Origin of the sequence: Pontibacter sp. H249 (assembly GCF_037892465.1) — a bacterium.
Classification (GTDB): Bacteria; Bacteroidota; Bacteroidia; order Cytophagales; family Hymenobacteraceae; genus Pontibacter.
Map to the genome: position 1 here is coordinate 1 of NZ_JBBKTR010000015.1, position 19731 is coordinate 19731.

15 protein-coding genes are annotated in these 19731 nt (G+C 44.4%); 5 read left to right on the forward strand and 10 right to left on the reverse strand.

All coding sequences use genetic code 11. The annotated features are described in order from the left end of the window. Nucleotides 1-180 precede the first annotated feature (180 nt). Nucleotides 181-1425, reverse strand: coding sequence for an NAD(P)-dependent oxidoreductase (locus WG943_RS16530; protein WP_340410695.1), 1245 nt, complete (start codon nt 1423-1425; stop codon nt 181-183). 264 nt (nt 1426-1689) lie between these two features. Here WG943_RS16530 and gcvP point away from each other — a divergent pair, with 264 nt between their 5' ends. The 3 genes from gcvP (at nt 1690) to WG943_RS16545 (ending at nt 6082) form a co-directional block, all read left to right on the forward strand. Then, nucleotides 1690-4608, forward strand: coding sequence for an aminomethyl-transferring glycine dehydrogenase (gene gcvP / locus WG943_RS16535; RefSeq protein WP_340410696.1), 2919 nt, complete (start codon nt 1690-1692; stop codon nt 4606-4608). Nucleotides 4609-4990: 382 nt separating this feature from the next. Then, a complete protein-coding gene (locus WG943_RS16540) occupies nt 4991-5365 on the forward strand; it encodes a hypothetical protein (protein WP_340410697.1) in 375 nt (124 codons plus the stop codon). A 147-nt stretch (nt 5366-5512) separates the two neighbouring features. After that, nucleotides 5513-6082 (forward strand): DUF4136 domain-containing protein, encoded by a 570-nt coding sequence (locus tag WG943_RS16545; RefSeq protein ID WP_340410699.1) that lies wholly within the window; start codon nt 5513-5515, stop codon nt 6080-6082. 14 nt (nt 6083-6096) lie between these two features. Here the strand turns inward: WG943_RS16545 and WG943_RS16550 are convergent, their stop codons facing one another. After that, nucleotides 6097-8367 (reverse strand): TonB-dependent receptor domain-containing protein, encoded by a 2271-nt coding sequence (locus tag WG943_RS16550; protein ID WP_340410701.1) that lies wholly within the window; start codon nt 8365-8367, stop codon nt 6097-6099. Nucleotides 8368-8536: 169 nt separating this feature from the next. Between WG943_RS16550 and WG943_RS16555 the strand changes: the two genes are divergently transcribed. After that, entirely contained in the window at nt 8537-9727 is a 1191-nt protein-coding gene (locus tag WG943_RS16555) for a PQQ-dependent sugar dehydrogenase (RefSeq protein ID WP_340410702.1), read from the forward strand. Nucleotides 9728-9862: 135 nt separating this feature from the next. Here the strand turns inward: WG943_RS16555 and WG943_RS16560 are convergent, their stop codons facing one another. The 5 genes from WG943_RS16560 to WG943_RS16580 all read right to left on the reverse strand — a co-directional run bounded on the left by WG943_RS16560 (nt 9863) and on the right by WG943_RS16580 (nt 18231). Next, nucleotides 9863-11839, reverse strand: a complete 1977-nt coding sequence (locus tag WG943_RS16560) for an OmpA family protein (protein ID WP_340410704.1) — start codon at nt 11837-11839, stop codon at nt 9863-9865. Nucleotides 11840-11857: 18 nt separating this feature from the next. Then, nucleotides 11858-12793: a PorP/SprF family type IX secretion system membrane protein gene (locus tag WG943_RS16565; protein WP_340410705.1), complete on the reverse strand. Its 936-nt coding sequence runs from the start codon at nt 12791-12793 to the stop codon at nt 11858-11860. Nucleotides 12794-12827: 34 nt separating this feature from the next. Continuing rightward, on the reverse strand, nt 12828-16046 hold the full coding sequence (locus tag WG943_RS16570) for an ice-binding family protein (RefSeq protein WP_340410707.1): 3219 nt from the start codon (nt 16044-16046) through the stop codon (nt 12828-12830). Between the two features lie 418 nt (nt 16047-16464). Further along, nucleotides 16465-17367: a lipoyl synthase gene (gene lipA, locus WG943_RS16575; protein WP_445323642.1), complete on the reverse strand. Its 903-nt coding sequence runs from the start codon at nt 17365-17367 to the stop codon at nt 16465-16467. A 132-nt stretch (nt 17368-17499) separates the two neighbouring features. Further along, entirely contained in the window at nt 17500-18231 is a 732-nt protein-coding gene (locus WG943_RS16580; RefSeq protein WP_340410711.1) for a hypothetical protein, read from the reverse strand. Nucleotides 18232-18301: 70 nt separating this feature from the next. Here WG943_RS16580 and WG943_RS16585 point away from each other — a divergent pair, with 70 nt between their 5' ends. Next, nucleotides 18302-18706: an OsmC family protein gene (locus WG943_RS16585; protein WP_340410712.1), complete on the forward strand. Its 405-nt coding sequence runs from the start codon at nt 18302-18304 to the stop codon at nt 18704-18706. Between the two features lie 29 nt (nt 18707-18735). Here WG943_RS16585 and ytxJ read toward each other — a convergent pair whose 3' ends face one another. The 3 genes from ytxJ to WG943_RS16600 all read right to left on the reverse strand — a co-directional run bounded on the left by ytxJ (nt 18736) and on the right by WG943_RS16600 (nt 19719). After that, a complete protein-coding gene (gene ytxJ / locus WG943_RS16590; RefSeq protein ID WP_340410714.1) occupies nt 18736-19077 on the reverse strand; it encodes a bacillithiol system redox-active protein YtxJ in 342 nt (113 codons plus the stop codon). Nucleotides 19078-19102: 25 nt separating this feature from the next. Further along, complete coding sequence (locus WG943_RS16595) at nt 19103-19330, reverse strand: hypothetical protein (RefSeq protein WP_340410716.1); 228 nt, start codon at nt 19328-19330, stop codon at nt 19103-19105. Nucleotides 19331-19491: 161 nt separating this feature from the next. Continuing rightward, entirely contained in the window at nt 19492-19719 is a 228-nt protein-coding gene (locus tag WG943_RS16600; RefSeq protein ID WP_340410718.1) for a hypothetical protein, read from the reverse strand. Nucleotides 19720-19731: the final 12 nt, after the last annotated feature.

A 19731-nucleotide genomic window follows, 5' to 3' on the forward strand; every position in this document is an offset into this window, starting at 1 on the left:
TCCCTCCGAAGCTCCTAATGCCCTGTGAGTGAGGGGGAAAATTTCTCAAGGTTTAATTACCCCTATCCTCTTCAATAATTTCCTATCGATAGATACAGTGTATTTGTTCTTCAGCACTGGTCTCAGCCCACTATACTATACTATACTATACTATACTATACTATACTATACTATACTATACTATATTGCCCTTTCCTTCTCTTTACCCGCTACTGCACTATCTGCATAATCTTTTAGGTAACTATACTTCTCAGTTAACTTCCCTGCCTTAGCTATAGTACCTCTTTCTAGAACACCTTCTTTATCTCTATTAAACAAGTGAGGGAATACATTATCTATAAGGTGCCTTCCAAAGTCACGTGAGGCGTTCCTTGGTAGTTCACATGGAAGATTATCTACAGCCATTATAGTTATGTTGCTTTTATTACTATAGGCTGGTTCTAACTCTCCTGTTTCAGGATTGTAGTCGTAGGCTGGTTCTGAAATAGTAGTGGCCCGCTTTGTAGTCGGAATAGATCCATCTACATCGCAGGTAATATCAGCAATGGTGTCTATCTTAAAATCAGGTTGGCGTGTATCTTCTTCTTTGAACAGCTTCGGTGCTTTTGGATCCCAGTAAGCGCAAGCCATCAGTAGATCGGTTACCTTCGTGAACTTCCCAAATGTGCTTTCATATAATTCAGGATGCGCATAAAAGTCAGGGGAGTCCCATACTTCTACATCTGGTCTTCGGTTATAGTCGCCTGAGTGCAGCTGGGCATATACTGGCTCCGTGAATTGCTTATAGAGATAATCGAATACGCTAACCCTCCTTATACCCATTTTATCAAGTACCTCCATGGCTCCGCCCGCTACTCGGCCTCCACCTGTTACGGCTATTTTTATTGGAGGCAGCTTCACTTTAAAGTATTCCTCCTGCATATCTTCCATCTCGTGGCACAGATAAGCTGGTTTCAAATCAAACAGCCTATGCTTTTTGCCATAGGTTAGCATGCCATTATAGGCTCCTACTATTCCGGCATATCTTCCAAAAGCGACTAAACGTTGTCCTTCAGATGTAGTTAACGTTTCATAATCTATAAGGGTGATGTTCTTGTCGAGTATAGCACGGAGCAGCTTTGCATTGTGTGGCTGCTTCTTTATAGTATGGGAGAAGAAGAAGTATGTCTTGTTTGGGATCAGCTGTTCTATAGGAACCTCTTTAACTCCCATTAAGATATCGCAGTCACTAAGATCGTCTTGAAGCGGGATGTTTAGCTCTTTATACTCTGCATCTTTAAAGCAGCGAATGTCGCTTGGCTGTACTACTATCTCCATGCCCGGAAACTCCTGCAATGCTTCTACACATTTTTTAGGGGTAAGGGGTACACGTTTATCTACAGGTACTTTTCCTTCTTTTATGATTCCTACTTTAAGCTTGCTCATGATTGGGATAATCTTGAATTGTTACGCAATAAGATTTGTTAAGCTGAAGTATAAATAAAGGCAGCATTTAAACTTAAAGTGTCTAAACAAAACCGACTACTTTATATTATATATAGTGTATAGCCGGTTAAGCTCTAACTATTTGGCCTTGATGCTTCAATATAATAAACATTTACTATTACTTTGCAGAAAATAAGAGACCAGCATAGATTGTTGTTCTGTTTGAGTGCTAAACCCATTATTCCCAGTCCATAAATCATTGTTATGATATTTAAAACCAAACCTGCAGACGTGTTTAAGGAACGCCACAATGGCCCTGACAAAGAGCAGATGCAGGATATGCTTAAAACCATCGGGGTAGACTCGTTGGATCAACTGATTGACGAAACAGTACCATCTGCCATTCGCCTTAAAAGACCATTGAATCTGCCAGCAGCCCTGACAGAAACTGAGTTCCTGAACCAGTTCTCGCAGATCGCGAAGCAGAACAAAGTATATAAGTCATACATTGGCCTTGGCTACAACGACACTATCATGCCTCCGGTTATACTTCGTAATATTATGGAGAACCCGGGTTGGTATACTGCTTACACTCCTTACCAGGCTGAAATTGCACAGGGCCGTTTAGAAGCGCTGATCAATTACCAGACAATGGTGATGGACCTGACAGGTATGGAGATTGCCAACGCATCGTTGCTAGACGAAGGTACTGCCGCTGCTGAGGCAATGGGCATGTTCTATGCAAACCGCAAAGGCGCTCGCAAAACTGCTAACCGCTTCTTTGTATCGGAGCTGGTGTTGCCACAAACGATAGATATACTTGCTTCGCGCGCCACACCTATCGGTATTGAGCTAGTAGTTGGTGATCACCGTGAGGTTGATTTCTCTGACGAAACCTTATTTGGTGCCCTGGTACAGTACCCTGCTGCCGACGGTGCCATTTTTGATTATACTGATTTCATTTCTAAAGCACACGGGCAGGAAATGTTTGTAGCTGTTGCTGCCGACATTCTTTCGCTTACCTTATTAACGCCTCCGGGCGAGATGGGCGCTGATGCTGTAGTAGGTACGACTCAGCGTTTTGGTGTACCTATGGGCTTTGGTGGCCCGCATGCAGGTTACTTTGCTACAAAGGATTCCTTTAAGCGTGTTATCCCAGGTCGTATTATTGGTATTTCTGTAGATGCAGCTGGTAACAAGGCGTACCGCATGGCCCTGCAGACACGCGAGCAGCATATCCGCCGCGAGAAAGCTACTTCTAACATCTGTACCGCACAGGTATTATTGGCTGTTATCGCTGGTATGTATACAGTTTATCATGGCCCACGCCGCCTGAAGTATATTGGTTTAAATACACATGCGCTGGCACAGCAACTGGAGAATGGCTTAAAAGCATTAGGCTTTGAGCAGCAGAACGAGCAGTATTTCGATACGCTGAAAATTGCTGTGGAGAGCGCTGAGTTAGTAAACGCTATCCGCACAGAAGCTGAGGCAGCTGGTATCAACTTCCGTTACTTTGGTGAGAACAACATCGGTATCTCACTTCATCAGAATACAAACCTGGCAGATGTAAAAGCTATACTTGCTGTGTTTGCTAAGGTGGCTGGTAAGTCTGTTGATGTGTTAGGTATAGATGCACTACCGGAAGAAACAGAAATCACTTGGTCAGATAAACTGATCCGTACAAGTGATTACCTGACTCATGAAGTGTTTAATAAACACCACTCTGAGCACGAGATCCTACGTTATATGAAGCACTTGGAGAACAAAGATATTTCTTTAGTTCACTCGATGATCTCTTTGGGTTCTTGCACCATGAAGCTAAACGCTACTGCAGAGATGATTCCGGTTACATGGCCTGAGATTGGGCAGCTGCACCCATTTGCTCCTGCTGATCAGACATTAGGTTACAAGCAGATATTCAAAGACCTGGAAGCATGGCTATGCGAGATTACTCGTTTTGATGCGGTTTCTTTACAGCCAAACTCTGGTGCACAGGGCGAGTATGCTGGTTTGATGGTTATCCGTGCTTACCACGAGTCACGTGGCGATCATCACCGTAACATTTCGCTTATCCCATCTTCTGCACATGGCACCAACCCGGCTTCGGCAGTAATGGCCGGCATGAAAGTGGTGATTGTGAAGTGCGACGAGAAAGGTAACATTGATGTTGCTGACCTGCGTGCGAAAGCTGAGCAGTATAAAAATGAGCTGTCCTGCTTAATGGTGACATATCCATCTACACACGGTGTATATGAGGAGTCTATCATCGAGATCTGCCAGATCATACACGATAACGGTGGCCGTGTTTACATGGACGGAGCCAACATGAACGCGCAGGTGGGCTTAACATCTCCGGCACACATTGGTGCTGACGTTTGCCACCTGAACCTGCACAAGACCTTCTGTATTCCTCACGGTGGTGGTGGTCCTGGCATGGGCCCTATCGGTGTGGTAAAAGATCTTGCTCCATTCCTGCCTGGTCATGCTATAGTTGACTTAGGTCGTAAAGATGCTATTAATGCAATATCTGCTGCGCCTTGGGGTTCTGCTTCTATCCTGCCTATCTCTTATGCTTATATTGCTATGATGGGCGGCGAAGGCTTAACTGAGGCTACGAAGGTGGCTATCCTTAACGCGAACTACATGAAGGCGCGTTTAGAGAAGCACTACCCTGTACTTTATGTAGGCGCTAATGGCCGTTGCGCACACGAGATGATCCTGGATTGTCGTGAGTTCAAGAAGTATGGCGTAGAGGTAGAGGATATCGCGAAGCGCTTAATGGATTACGGGTTTCATGCGCCAACGGTATCGTTCCCGGTAGCGGGTACGTTGATGGTAGAGCCAACTGAGTCTGAAGCACAGGAAGAACTGGACAGATTCTGCGAGGTGATGATCTCGATCCGTGAGGAGATACGCGAGATTGAAGCCGGCAAAGCTGACCAGAAGAACAACGTACTGAAGAATGCACCGCATACTTTAAAAGTAGTGATGGTAGAGAACTGGGAGAGACCTTACTCTCGTGAGAAGGCTGTATTCCCGATGCCGTTCTTGCGCGACAATAAAATGTGGCCAACAGTTAGCCGCATCGACAGCGCTTACGGCGACCGTAACCTGGTTTGCTCTTGCGCTCCTATCGAAGCCTATAACGAAAATGAAAATGAGATGGTAGCCGTTGGCTAATCCACTCCCAATCTATACTTTAAAAGCCTGCCCTTTATGGTCAGGCTTTTTTTATTATTAACTGATAATAAGCAGAGCATCATAACATCATCTTTGCTTTTTTACAACAATAATTATCTCCCGCTGCTTTATTTATTCTAGTTATGAATAAAAATATTTAAAAAATATTTCTGCTAAACTTTTAGACTATAACACAATTACAACTACGCCTAAATCACATATCAACAAATAGCAATAGATATAATACAATAATCGCAGTATACAATATAACTATGCTAAGTATACTTTTAATAAAATATATAAGGATGCCTATGTAATTACATTTGAGTTTTATACCTTTGCATCGTCAAAATAAGAAACCTGAACAAAACCAATATTAGTTATGAAGAAAATGCTAACTGCGACTCTTACCTTAGTAGCTTTACTTTTAGTCGGTTCGCAGGCATCAGCACAGGTTGCTACATTTAATAGCTTATCACTTCATTTCTCTAATACGATATTAACTACTGCCCAATACCAGCAAGTGCTGGAAGGACCTAAAGCAAACGTTCTTGAGCAGGATAGCGATTATGGCCAGAAGCAACATTTAAGTGCGCTGCCAACTACAGGTTATCTTTTTGGTGACAACAAAGAACCAAAGTCACTTGATATTTTGGCTGCACCAGCCGCAGAAGCAGAGCCAATGGCAGCTGCACTTGACAAGTGGATAAACAAAGAACTTGCCACGCAGCAGCCAAAACGACGCGGCAGACAATAACCCGAAGCTTTTCTGAGCTATACTAAACAAACACTTCCACTTGTTATTTAGCTGTTAGTTTCCTTATAGCGTATAGCTACCCAAGGAGCAACTACAGCTAAATTGATGGTATCACTTCTACGATTACTTAAAGCAACTACTATACTATTGTGCACACTTCTCTGTTCTGGCTGTGCACCACGGCTAAGTGTACAGTCAACTTACGACCCCGAGGCAAACTTCAGATTTTATCAAACATTTAGCTGGTATACAGCAGAGATACCGGCACCCAGACAAGGCAGTGGCAGCACACTCTACAGCACCCTCCTGGACCAGCGTATAAAAGAAGCTATTGCCAGCGAAATGGTTAAAAAGGGAATTAAACCGACCACTGATAATCCAGGTTTACTTGTGGCTTATGATATTGCCATTGAGGCGCCTCAGGAAGTTGCCTCGGCTATAACTGATTTGGCTCCAGGCTTTGGATACGGCTATGGCTATTGGTATGGCTACAGGTACCGGTACAATGGGGCGGGCATACAAAACTTCAATAGTATTAACGCTTATACTTCCGGATCGCTTTTGATTGACTTGATTGATCAGAACACAAACCAGGTAGTATGGCGAGGCACATTAAGTGCAGAAATAGATCCTGTTACCATAGACGTTGAAAAGATAAACAGAGCAGTTGCAACTATTATGGCTCAGTTTCCGCCGGTGCCGCGCAACGTTCGCTAAAGCCTTAGGGCAACCTATAATTTATAGCTTAGATTTATACCACCATAATAGTTGCGGTCAGGGGCTGGTTGGTAGAAGCGTCCTCCGAAGGCATTTAAATCATTTCCTAAGCTATACTTTTGGTCTGTTAGGTTATCTACTCCGCCAAAAATTTCTAACCCGAAGCTACGGCCTAAGTCGCGCTTTACTCCTGCTCTTGCACCAAGTATAAAATAACTTTCGGCAAAAACGGTATTTTCATCGTTTAGCGGCAGCTCATTTACATAATTAGAAGTCAGATTGAAATACAAACCTGCTTTTGTAGCAACATCTAAACCTGCCGCAGCTACATGAGGCGCTACGCCAGTTAACTTATTACCTGACAAGTCTTCTTCGTCTTTCTGATAATTTTTGAACCGGAAGTGGCTGTCTGTATAGCTACTCCATACTTTAACTGAGTTAAGTTGCTGCTCCGGTTGCTCCAGTAAAGTATAAGTAGCATTAAACTCAAGGCCTTTTTGGCTGGTAGAGCCTACATTTCTAAACACCGCCACACTCGACTCATCTTGCCTGCTTACAATCGTTTCGTTTAGCCTAAAGTAAAACCCAACCACATCAAAGCTAAGTTTACCGGCAAAGCCACGGATACCTGCTTCATAATTTGTGCCTTTCTCAGCCTCCAAATCTTCGTTTAAGGTTCCGTTTGATGTTAGAATCTCTTCCTCAGTCGGCGGTGAAAAACCGGAGCTTACACTGGCATGCGCTGATATTTTATCTGTTAACCGCTTTAGTAGCGCCACCCTCGGAGAAAGTACCGCTTCAAAGTCCCGGTTATACTTATAGGTGCCACTGCCAATCTGGTGCAGGCGAGTGATTTCATACTTGGTGTCGTTTAGGCTAAGGGCAGCTGTTGCAATTATACCGGCTGGTAATTCAAATTCTGTTTGTGCAAATAGAAAACCGGTTTTAGCAAGTACTTCATCATCGGTGCGCAATTCGCCAAAGGTGCCGCCATTATTATCATAAGTTCTGGCTACCTCAAACCCTCGCTGATACTCACCTCCTAGGGTTAAAGTAGTATTTATACTTCCGAGAGTTGTATTGTAGGCAAAGCTGCTGCGGGCACCAATTTCCTGGTTCGTATTACGTTCATAGTCGGTGTTAAATGGATTATCTTTAAACTTGTGCAGACCATAGATGGCAGTGATATTGTGTAAGTTCTCGTTAAACCGATACTCCTGCTTTAAGCCTACATTTATACCTTCCAGATCAATAGAAGCATTTTGCACTACACTCCCAAACTGACCACCGCGTGCTTGCCTTGGGTTATCTCTGTACTGCTCCTCTGTAAGCCCACCGGGTAACTCATAGTATAAATCTGAGTAAATAATGTTGGCGCTGATAGTTCTTTTATCAGACGGCCTAAATTCAGAGGAGATAAGCAGCACATCCCGATCTACAGCTGACTGTTCACGGTAGCCATCATACTTTTGCTTGGTGTACTGCACCAGTATACTGCTGTTTTCTGAGCCTATACTTGCTGCAGCCGTATACTTCCGGAAGCCATACGAGCCGGTGGTGGCACCAGTTTGTAAAGATGTTTCATGGGGAGCAGCTTTGCGAGGCTCCAGCAAAATAGTACCACCTGTACCTGCCCCGTAAATACTGGCCGTTGGTCCTTTCAGTATTTCTATACTTCCAATGTTGGCTGCATCTATTAAATTAAGCGCCGTGGTACCGTTAGCCTCTGTAAACGGAATACCATTGTAGTATACTTTCACGTTTCGGATGCCGTATGGCGATCGCAACGAACTGCCTCTGATGGATATTCTGTAACTGGCTGGTGCCCGCTCCTCCATGCGTATACCCGGCACGGTGTTCACTGCCCTTACCACCGAACTCTCGTCAAACCGCTCTATACTTGCTCTGTCTAGTATACTTATGGCACCGGCTGTTTCCAATAAAGGTCGGTTGCTTTCGTAGCCAGTTATCACTACTTCCTGCAATTTAGCCGCATCTGGCTGTAAAGAAATAAGTAACTCTGCTCCGGAGTATGGCAGATTTATGCGTTGGGTGTTGTATCCGATCAGGCTAAAAATTAGTTGTTGTGTGTTTTCTGACACGGATAAGGAAAACTGGCCATTTGCTGTGCTTGTAGTTTGCTCTCCTGTATTAGCTGTAACAGTTGCTCCCTCTAAAGCAATACCGGAGGTGGCATCCTGTACGGAGCCTTTGATAACCTGCTGCGCCATCAGCAGCTGCGGAAACAGCAAAAAGAAAGTATAAATAAGAAATCTTAATTTCATAATCAGGGTGATAATGCTCTGCAAACGCAGCTAGCCTGCTAAGGTTTGCACAAAAACTAAACCTGCTGAATTACATTGCATGTAAAAACAAAATACGCCATGCACTGGTAAAATAGTATCATGTAGTATACCTACACTTTACAAATAAACAGGAAATACATCTTATACTATGAAAACAAGTGCTACAATTGTGGGCGTCGGTTTGCTTTTTGCTTCATTTACCGCCTTCGCCCAAAACCAAAATAAGCCCATAGCTGCCAGCATGGAGGGTCATATTTTTAAACCAGCCAAAGTACCTGCCACCGATGAGCGTGTACGGCAGCTTAAAGTACCTAGTGACTTTACCATCACCAAATTTGCCGAAAACCTGAACAAGCCCCGTATGCTGGCTGTGCACACCGACGGCACCGTTTATGTTACAGATCGGGATAAAGGCACAGTTACCATGCTGCGCGATACCAACAAAGATGGCAAAGCCGACCAGCAAAAAGTAGTTGCCACCAAAGACAAGATGCATGGCATTGCCTTACGCGATAATAAAGCTTATCTAGTAACTGTAAACGAAATTTATACCGCCGACATCAACAAAGATGGTACACTAAGCCAGCTTAAAATGATTGCAGATAAATTACCGGATGGTGGCCAGCACCCAAATCGTACAATTGAGTTTGGGCCCGATGGCATGATGTATGTATCGGTGGGCAGCACCTGCAACGCCTGCGAAGAAACCAGTAAAGAAAGTGCCGCTATGCTACAGATGAAGCCCGATGGATCAGGTAGACGTGTTTATGCAAAAGGCCTGCGCAACACCATTGGCTTTGACTGGCATCCACAAACAAAAGAGTTTTGGGGCTTTGACCACGGCATAGATTGGTTGGGTGATAACGAACACGGAGAGGAACTTAATAAACTGGAAGATGGAGGCGACTACGGCTGGCCTTATGTTTATGAAGACGGTAAGCCTAACCTGGCTGATGAACCTCCGATGGGCATGACGTGGGAAGAGTATGCTAAAAAAACTAAATTCCCGGCCTTAACCTATACGCCGCACAGTGCCCCGCTTGATATGATATTCTACAAAGGAAATCAGCTCCCGAAAGAGTACCAGGGAGATGCCATTGTAACATTTCGGGGCTCTTGGAACCGTAAAGAACCTTCTGGCTATAAAGTAGTGCGCGTACGCTTCGAGAATGGCAAACCGACAAAAGTAGAAGATCTGGTTACTGGCTTTTTAGTAGATGGCAATCAACAGCAGTTTGCCCGTTTAGTAGGTCTTGCGCAGCATCAAGATGGCTCTATTCTTTTCTCAGACGATGACAACGGTGTGATTTACCGCCTGGCTTATACAGGTAAAAAGTAAATAGCACTTATAAACAAAAGTATAGCCGGCACTAACGCCGGCTATACTTTTATACCTGCATAAAAGTAAAAAAGCTCCGGCAGAAGCTGCGGAGCCTTTCCAAACTATGAAAGCTAATGAGAATCTTTATATCAATTATTTGATAATCTTAAATTCAGTGCGTCGGTTAAGCTGGTGATCTGCCTCAGAACACACCACGCCATCGGCGCAGCCGTTAACCAACCTCGATTTACCGTAGCCTTTGGCTCTTAGCCTGCTTCTGTCTATCCCCTGTGATACAAGATAGTCTACAGCTGCCTGTGCTCTGCGCTCCGAAAGCGTTAAGTTATACTTTACACTTTCGCGGCTATCGGTATGCGAGCTCATTTCTATTTTAACCTCAGGGTTATTCTTCAGCATAGCTACCAGCTTATCCAGCTCTTTTGTAGCATCTGCTCTAATCTCCCACATATCCAGGTCGTAGTAAATATTTTCAAGCACTACAGCCTTCTCAAGTTCGTTTTTATCAAACAGCATTGCTATTTGCACTGTATCGCCGGCAGTGGCAGGTATCTCAGCCTGCTTCTCCTGCGTCAGGTAGCCATCTTTGGTGCCCAGCAGCGAGTAAACATCGCCGATGCGGCCGTCCATAAAATGCTGCCCTCTCTTATCTGTGATAACCACCGCCGATTGGTTTAGGTTCTTCTGAGCTACTACAATTTTAGTGCTTGGCAGTGGCACCTCTATGTTACGTTTTTCATTATTTTGCTTGCGCTCTAAGGTAATTAGCTCAATAACCACAGGGCGTTGTAACATTACAAAGGAATAAATATCTTCGGTACCGTTTTGCGAATCGCGGTTAGAGGATAAAAGCCCTTCTTTTCCTGCGTTAGTGAACATAATACCGTAGTCGTTTTTAGAGGAATTGATAGGTGCCCCTAAATTTTTGACTTTGGTCCAGGCAGCATGTGCGCCTTCTGCTTTAAACACATCCAACCCACCTAAACCTGCGTGTCCGTTCGAAGCAAAGTATAATCTACCTTCGCCGTCTACGTATGGGAAACTTTCTCGTGCAGCAGTGTTAACAGTTGGGCCGGCGTTTACAGGTTTACCCCAATTGCCATCCGTCTGCTTTACACTATAAAAAATATCCGTGTCGCCTAAAGCACCTTCCATATCGGAGGCAAAGTATAGTATCTGTCCATCCGGAGAGATAGCTGGGTGGCCTACAGAATAGGATTCTATATTATTATAGGCAAAAGGCTTTATGTTACCCCAAGCGTTGCCTTGCTTTTCTGCAGTAAAAATCTCCAGGCGGTTAACGAATTCTTTCACTTCAGGCTCTTTTGCCCAGCTGGTAGGGTCGGTATTTACGCGGTTGCTCTTGGGCACCATATGCGTTCGGGTAAAGTATAATGTTTTACCATCTTCCGAAGCCGAAGCAGTAGCATTATGATATTCTGAGTTGATTACCTCTTCCAGTGCCTTTGGTGCCTCCCAGTTGCCAGTAGCATCCTGCTGCGCTGTAAACAACTGTAGGTAAGGTCGGCCAGTCCAGCCGTAAACTCCGCCTTTTTTATCACCGGTTAGTCCTCTGTCTGAAGTAAAAATGATCTGATTGCCATACTGCACCGGACTAAAGTCTGAAAAGCCCCGCATATTTATACTTTCTACGGGTGCTACCACTGCCGTTGCAGGTTTGCTTACCGAAATCATGGCCATATCGCAGGCCGCAATCAGTTGCTGTGCCTTGTTATCATTTCCGGGGGCCTCTTCAGACCACATCATGTAATATGTTTTGGCCTCTTCGTACTTTCCATTGCTACGCAGTGCCTCTGCATAATGGAACAGGTTTATTGGCTCATGGCCTCCTTTGTTTACCACTTTAGCATACCACTCTTCGGCTTTAAGGCTTTGGCGGGTCAGGCGGTAAGCATCAGCTATACGCTGCGTTGTAGCCAGGTCCGGCTCTTTTTTCTGCACGGCAACCTGGTAATTCTCTAGGGCCAGGGCAAACTCATAGTTCTCGTACTGCTTGTTTGCTTTTCTTAACTCTGTCTGCGCCTGGGCTGTGGTACCCAAACCCATCATGGCCGCTAATACAAAGTATAAAGGTGTAAATCTATAGTTCATCGTATATAGGGCTTATGATTAAAAATATTGCGGTGTGATAATTCTGGTGTCTTTCTTTTTAAAGAAATAGTAACCCACCGATACTTCATGTGTATTCAGGCCTTTCATGTCGTTCAGCATTTTATCGTAGGAGTATCCTACGCGTAAAGCCTTGCTTATTTGCAGTTCTGCAATTAAAGCTAGGGCCGTGCGATTCTGGGTGTACTTCAAGTCTGTATTATCGTTAAGGATATTCATACTTGTGCGGTAAGAGCCTCCCAGCCATAGCCTATCACCCAACAATACAAAGGCATTCATATCCACATTAGCCGGCGCTTTAAAGTCTTCTTTTATCAGCACGCTAGGTTTTACTTTTATAAAGCTGCCAAGATCAAACACATAACCAGCCGTGAAGTAGTAGTGGCGCTCCGGCTCTATGTACTGCATATCTTTAAACTGCAGCAGGTCTGAGGCCGACAAGCCTGCATAAAAACGCTGTGTGTGAAAGTATGCGCCAACTTTAACATCAGGCTTTATACTTGTCTCTTTACCGGATGGGATGGTCGGATCGTCTTCTATACCAAGCTCTGTGCCATCCAGTGTGTGCTGTACTAAGCCAGGGGCAAGTCCTAAGCTAAAAACACCGTTTTCGCTAACCTGCAGCTTAACCGCCAGGTTAGCATAAGCCGACAGCATAGACTGTGCACCAACTTTATCTCTGGTAATGCCCAAGCCTACTCCCAACCTGTTGTTAGCGGCAATGCCATCAACGGCAAGCGACTGTGTGGCCGGCGCCCCATCCACTCCTGTCCATTGGGAGCGGTGGAAGGCATTTATGTTTAGCACGCCCTTGCTTCCTGTATAAGCCGGGTTAATGTTCATGCTGTTAAAGATGTACTGCGAGTACTGAGGGTTTTGCTGGGCACTAGCTCCAAAAGCAAGCAGTAGGGCCAGCAGGGTATAAAATAATCTCATTGTCTTTTCTTTATCTATTTGATAAGAATGTTACTTAGCGAAAGATGGTCACGTACCCGGTAAACACTTTATCTGCTCCGTCGCACATGGTCACGCTTACTCTATAGAAGTAGGTGCCTGTCTCCAGATTGTTACCGTTCCAGTCGTTGTTGTAGTTATCCTTTCGGTATACTTCAGATCCCCAGCGGTTAAAGATTACTACCTGGTTTTTAGGATACTTCAGAAGGTTCTCTATCTCCCATGTATCGTTTTTACCGTCGCCGTTCGGGCTGAATGCTTTAGGCAGATTAAGATCACCGGCTATCAGCGCTTTATTAATCTGCAGGGTGGTTTCAGGGCCGGCACAGGTGCCATTATTTGCCACCACACTTACATTGCCAAAAGCACTTACGTTCTCGGCCTTCACTGAAATGGTGGTTGTACCCTGTCCACTCACAATGGTAAAGCCTGTCGGTACTGCCCAAGTATAGCTGGTAGCTCCTGGCACGGCATCTATTGTATACTTAAGGCCATCACAAAGTGTGCTGATATCTTTAATAGCTGCTGGTGCAGTTGGCGGTGCTGGTACAGTTACTTGTAGTGTGCTGGCTTGGCTTGTGCCGCAGCTGCCTGTTGCAGTTACACTTACTTCGCCACCTGTAGTACCAGCGTTTACAGTAATACTTAGCGTACCTTGTCCATCTACAATAGTCCAACCTGCCGGCACAGTCCAGTTATACTTTTCGGCGCCTGCCATCACGGCTATACTATAGGTAAGGATTTGGGTATTTATGCAGGTTGTAGTTGGCCCATCTATCGCACCTGGTGTGGCAGGAGCTGATGTTGGTGCTACATCAAGTGATGCCGTTGCTCCGGTTCCACATCCGTTTGTTCCGGCTACTGTTACCTGACCTGATGTATTTCCGACCTCAACCTCTATTCTTTTGCTGCCTTGACCGTTCTTAATTATCCAGCCTTGCGGCACTGTCCATACATAGCCTGTAGCATTGTTTACATCAGTTATACTATAGGTAAGTACAGACCCAGGGCAGGAGCCATGACCACCGTTAATGGTTAGTGGCGCAGGAGGTACGTTATTTACAGCTACTGCGTACACAGCAGCTGAACTGGAACCGCATTCTCCGTTTGCCGTCACAGTTATCTCGCCTGAGTTAGTGCCAGCTTTTACTTTTATGCTATTTGTGTTTTCGCCACTTTCAAAGGTCCAGCCGGCAGGCAAGTTCCATGTGTAACTTGTTGCACCATCAACAGGATTGACAGAGTAAGTTAAGTCGCCGGTATTGCCGCAAATAGCCGATGGACCTGAGATGGCGCCTGGTACAGCTGGCGGTGTTTTAGTAGAGATATTAATTGTTGTAGCCTCACTAGTGAAGCATTCGTTCCTAACTTTCACAGATAGTGTACCACCGTTGGCTCCCACCTTAACAGTTACTGTTTTGCTATCCTGTCCGGCTGTAATTTCTACATCACCATTGGCAACCCATTCATAAGCTGCATTGTCAGGGCCATCAGCAGTGTATGTCACGTTTTCGCTGTTCATACATACGGTAGCACTTCCTGCTATACCTGGTGCCGATGGAGCTGTAGTAATGGACACTTCTTTTTCTGCAGTATAAGTTTTACCGCACATATCAGTTACCTTCGCTATCACTTTGCCAGAGGCATTGCCAATATTTACAACGATAGTGTTTCCTGCGCTGGATACTTCTGTTAGGCCTCCTGATAGCTCAAAGCTGTAAGTAGCACCTAGCACCTCGGTTACGGTATAAGTTAAGTTGTTTGTACCGGCACACTGTATATCCTCTCCCGTTATAGCCAGCGTAGGTGTTGGGCAACCCACCTCAATAATTTCTGTATCAGAATTATCGCCCGGGTTCTTTTCTGGTGTGGCAGCTGTTGCACTTGCAGTATTTACAATCTGCCCTGCTCCAACAATTTTAGCAACTATTGTAAGGGTTGCAGTTTCTCCTTTTGCCAGTGTACCTATGTTGTAAATGCCTGTAGCAGAGTCAAAGCTCCCTTTTGAAACAGTAGCGCTTTGCAGCTCCAGGGTATTTGGCAGCACCTCGTTAACTACTACATTCTCTGCAGTATAAGGCCCTTTGTTTGTAGTCTCTATTTTGTAAGTTACAGTGCCTCCTACCATATATGGTGCGCCGCTTGCTGTTTTTACAACTACAAGGTCAGCAGATACCTCAGGTACAGTGATAGGATCTTTGTCGTCGTTATTACCTGGGTTAGGGTCCGGGTTGTTACTTCCAACAATCACTTTATTTTCAATTTTACCAGCGGCTAGAATCTTGAACACTAACTTTAGCTCTGCCGCCTGGTTAACATCAAGTTCGTTAATTACCCACTCTTGTCTTGCCGGATCGTAAGCACCCATACTTGCACTTTCTACTCGCACAAACTCCAGCTCAGACGGTATTACTTCACTAACTACCACACGGGTAGCAATACCAGGCCCGGCATTACGCACCGAAATAGTATAGGCAACTTCATCTCCTATCTTATACTCACCTTCTGCAGCCGTTTTGGTTACTGCCAAGTCGGCTATGATAATATTAGGGAGAAAGACATTGTTAGAATTTAGGCTAACACCTCCGTTTAACGAGATAGCTCTACCAATTAAATTTACGCTGGTTTCTAAGGTTATATCACCCTCAGAAATGATTGTGCCCTGGAAACTCGTGGAGCTACCAAGTTTAACGCTGCCTTTTACGATCCAGAAGATATTTTTTGGTTGAGCTCCGTTTTGCAGCAGAAGCCCGGTGCCAGGTGCCGGCGGATTGGGTGAGGGAGTGTTAAGGTCACCGTCTATAATAAATATAAACTTAGAGTTTACGTCTCCGTTACCGTCTAACACCACAATACCATCTAAGTTTACATTGCCATTGCTGCGGTAAACCCCCGGAAATGTACCGTTAGTTTTTAAGCCTGCATCAGTAAAAGGAGTGGTATTTGCGTTTCTCCAGTAGTCATAAACAGTTCTGGCGCTTTGTAAGGCTTCTGTAGCCAAAGGCTGGCCTAGAGCTCGTGTGCCCTTCACCATCAAGGCGCCATCATCTGTGAAAACCCCTGTTGGCGAAAGACCCACGTCTCCCGTCACACCGGTGATTCCCGTGTTGCTTAAGTAGCCTGAACCTAACACAGCAAAGGTGCTAGAGTTTCCGAGGCTAGGTGGTGATTGCGCTTGGCTAAGGGTGGTGCTGGCAATCAGAAAAAGAGTTAGTAGCAGTAAAATTCTATTCATATGGAATATGTAAAAAAATATAGCTATTATCTAATATACATAGATTTGACTATAGATATTGAACATTTCCATTTACTTAAATCATATCATTAAGTTATGCCAAATTCAAAAATTCATATTAATTGATATTAAAAACATAAAATATATACTAATTATTATATTTAGAGCATTTAGCTATGAAAAAGCTGATTTTTAGCTACAATTTTAAAACAGCACAATTTATTATATTTTAGTTTATACATATTACCTAAAAAAGGCTATGATAACAGCAAAATCAACACATTAGAGAGTATTTAAACGTTAGCTGTAGACGATAAAATTTTTAGCTGCTCATATAAAGTCTAGAAAATAGTACAATTACAAAAAAGAAGCCCCGCCACAACTACTGTGGCGGGGCTTCTTTTTTGTAATTGTACTATTAAACGTGCACGTGTCTTTCGGCGTGGTAAGATGAGCGAACCAAAGGCCCGGATTCTACATACTTAATACCTCGCTTCAGACCCTCTTCCCTATAATGATCAAACAGATCAGGGTGTATAAATTCTGCCACCTCAATATGTAGCTTGGTTGGCTGAAGGTACTGGCCTAGTGTTAAGATATCGCAACCATTAGCAGCCAAATCATCCATTGCCTGGTAAACCTGTTCGCGCGTTTCGCCTAAGCCAAGCATAATACCTGTCTTAGTACGCTTACCATACTCTTTCGTGCGCTTTATCTGCTCTAGGCTTCTGTCATACTTTGCCTGTGGGCGCACCTGGCGGTAAAGCTCTTTTACCGTTTCCATGTTATGCGATACCACTTCCTGCCCCGGCGAAATCATTGTGATCAGTGCATCCCAATTTGCCTTTACATCAGGTATAAGGGTTTCGATTGTGGTAGCCGGAGAAAGTTCTTTTACAAGCCTTACTGTTTCATGCCAGATAGCTGCGCCACGATCTTTTAATTCGTCGCGGTTAACAGAGGTGATAACGGCGTGCTTTACACCCATCAGCTGAATGGCTTCTGCTACTCTACGCGGCTCATCCTCGTCATACTCATTAGGGCGCCCAGTAGCCACTGCACAAAACGAACAGCTGCGCGTGCACACATTACCTAATATCATAAACGTGGCAGTACCAGCTCCCCAGCACTCACCCATGTTAGGGCAGTTACCGCTCTCACAGATAGTATGCAGTTTATATTCGTCTACTATGCTTCTTACTTTAGTGTACTCCTTCCCAACCGGCAGCTTTACACGCAGCCAATTAGGCTTTCGTGGCTTGCCTAAAGCGTTCAGCCCCTCGGGCTTCGCGTTGGGCTGTATAACCGGAAGTGTTATCAAATCGTCCATGGTTGCAAAGATAGGAAGTTATGCTTTAAGAGTTTAGCCAATAGCTAAGATTTATGCAGCCATATAACACAGCAGCATTCTTCCATAACAGGACTTATACTTTAAATGTTCGGGAGGAGATTTTTATTTACGGCGGCCGTAATACAAATTAAGATATACAGAGGTAAAAAGCTGCTCGTTACTCGCTTGCGGGATAATAACCATCTCTTTTGGAAAGACCTCAAGTAAAAAGCCAACCTCTATGCCAGCGATACTTTCGCGGTAACGGCCATACTCAAAGCTAAGGCCGCCTTTAATATGAGCCCCAATGTTCACGTTTGTTTCTCCCAAACCTTGAAACACTGTAGCATTACCTAAAATGTTTTCTAAGAAGCGGTGTCTTTGCGGATCATACTGCTCTGTGCGCACATCCTGGCCTCCTGGCCCGCCATAGTTATACTGAATATAATAAGGCACCAGCATCCCTAAAGAAGGACCTGCAGCAGCAATGGCATTTACCTGCACCCCAGACTCGGGTGCTTTTCTGAAAAGAACAAACTCACGCCCGTAATGCGGACGCACCGAGAAAAAGTAGTTTTGCTTACCGGCAATAAATTGATCACCTGTTTCGCTATAAAGGCGGTTTTCTTTAGGGTGCTTTATTTCTACTATCTCGAGTCCTCCAAACTGATACATGCGTTCGTTCATAAAGAAGACTGACCTGGCAAAAACGCCCCCGATTAAACCTCCGTTAGAGTTGAAGTTAACACCGTAGCTCAGCTCATTTGTAAAGCTTTCGTCTTCGCTAGATTGCGCAGTTGCCGGCAGGGCTAATCCGAGAGCAAATAGTAGAATAAGTGCAAGATATCTTACCACCTAATTATAGATTAATAGTTAGATAAAAGTAACTAAATTTACGCGGTATTCAAAACTATTGTAACAGCTCATGACAACCATTAAAAGCTCATATAAAGGCAACCTACGTACTTCTGCCACGCACGTTGCCTCTACTAACACCATCATAACCGATGCTCCCGTAGATAACAACGGTAAAGGCGAGGCCTTCTCTCCAACCGATCTGGTTTGCGCTGCACTAGGCAGTTGCATGATGACTATTATGGGCATTGTAGCCAACCGTTGCGAAATAAACGTTGAAGGTATGGAGATAGAGACCAAAAAGATAATGGCCGCAGAACCACGCCGTATTTCAGAGGTTGTACTAACTTTTAAAATGCCTGCAAATGGCTACTCTGATAAAGATAAAGCCATGCTGGAAAATGCAGCCCGCACATGCCCTGTTGCTTTAAGCTTACACCCGGACATTAAACAAACAATTACTTTCTTATATTAATATAACGGCATAGCAGCGAGCACAAGCTGCTATGCCGTTAATTTTTTCTTCAGCGCATCTACACTTATACTTAAGTGCGATACATCATATGTACACATTCCATCCTGCACCAACAGCAACTGCGGTGACTGATGCGTTACATTCAGCACGTCCGCTACCTCGTTAGAAACAGGTCTGTAGCTTAACAGATCCAGGTAGTAAGGTTTTACGTGGTCCAGTCCGGCGCCCTGCCACTGGCGCTCCAGGCGGCTTTTAGCCGTAGAACTGATAGAGCAGGCGGTACTGTGTTTAAAAATCACGATAGGGGTATCTTTAGATTCCTGTAATACCTCATCTAATTGTTCTGTACTTGTCAGCGGATGCCAATTCATAGTATATTCGGTACGCTTGTTCTGGTTAATTTTTCTTTTTCTTTTTTCGGCTAAAAAGGCGTTTTTTCTTTACAGGTTCACCGGCATCATTAAACTGATACCTTGCTCGTTCATCCTTCTTTGCGCGCTTTCGCCCAGCCTTACCTTCTTTAAAAGTATAAGTATCTACATTTAGATGAGTGTCTTTATAATCTGTTTCTGCTGCCTTCGCCTGCTTTAAAAACCGTTTGCGCTCTTGCTTATGCTCTCCCACTGACTGTGAAGTTATTTGTGCAAGAGCAGTTACTGTTGTTAGTATAAATAATGCAAGCAAGCTACAAAGCCGCTTACAGGCTCGGTTACAAACAGGGTTCACATCACACATCATCTTCAGGCTGTTTAAGGTGTTATACTGTTTTTCGGGTAGCTGGTTATTTACCTGTTAAATAAACCTCGTTTCTTCTTCACGCGGCCATCCTTACCCATAGGCACTTTTACACCTTGCAGGCTTTGGCTGTTAGGCCCTTTTACATTGATCTTACTACTTTTGCCAGGTGGCTTTGGGCATTTAAGAATGCCTTTATGTTGGCAGCTGCCAAGCACAAGCACCAGGCTTAGCAGTGGCAGCAATAAGTAACGTGTTAATCTCGAAGTATAGGGCATAGCAGCAAGTTT

Bases quoted from the DNA above. Each gene is read 5' to 3' on its own strand.
- WG943_RS16530 (WP_340410695.1), bottom strand. From the start codon at position 1,425: ATGAGCAAGCTTAAAGTAGGAATCATAAAAGAAGGAAAAGTACCTGTA.
- gcvP (WP_340410696.1), top strand. From the start codon at position 1,690: ATGATATTTAAAACCAAACCTGCAGACGTGTTTAAGGAACGCCACAAT.
- WG943_RS16540 (WP_340410697.1), top strand. From the start codon at position 4,991: ATGAAGAAAATGCTAACTGCGACTCTTACCTTAGTAGCTTTACTTTTA.
- WG943_RS16550 (WP_340410701.1), bottom strand. From the start codon at position 8,367: ATGAAATTAAGATTTCTTATTTATACTTTCTTTTTGCTGTTTCCGCAG.
- WG943_RS16555 (WP_340410702.1), top strand. From the start codon at position 8,537: ATGAAAACAAGTGCTACAATTGTGGGCGTCGGTTTGCTTTTTGCTTCA.
- WG943_RS16560 (WP_340410704.1), bottom strand. From the start codon at position 11,839: ATGAACTATAGATTTACACCTTTATACTTTGTATTAGCGGCCATGATG.
- WG943_RS16565 (WP_340410705.1), bottom strand. From the start codon at position 12,793: ATGAGATTATTTTATACCCTGCTGGCCCTACTGCTTGCTTTTGGAGCT.
- WG943_RS16570 (WP_340410707.1), bottom strand. From the start codon at position 16,046: ATGAATAGAATTTTACTGCTACTAACTCTTTTTCTGATTGCCAGCACC.
- WG943_RS16585 (WP_340410712.1), top strand. From the start codon at position 18,302: ATGACAACCATTAAAAGCTCATATAAAGGCAACCTACGTACTTCTGCC.
- ytxJ (WP_340410714.1), bottom strand. From the start codon at position 19,077: ATGAATTGGCATCCGCTGACAAGTACAGAACAATTAGATGAGGTATTA.
- WG943_RS16600 (WP_340410718.1), bottom strand. From the start codon at position 19,719: ATGCCCTATACTTCGAGATTAACACGTTACTTATTGCTGCCACTGCTA.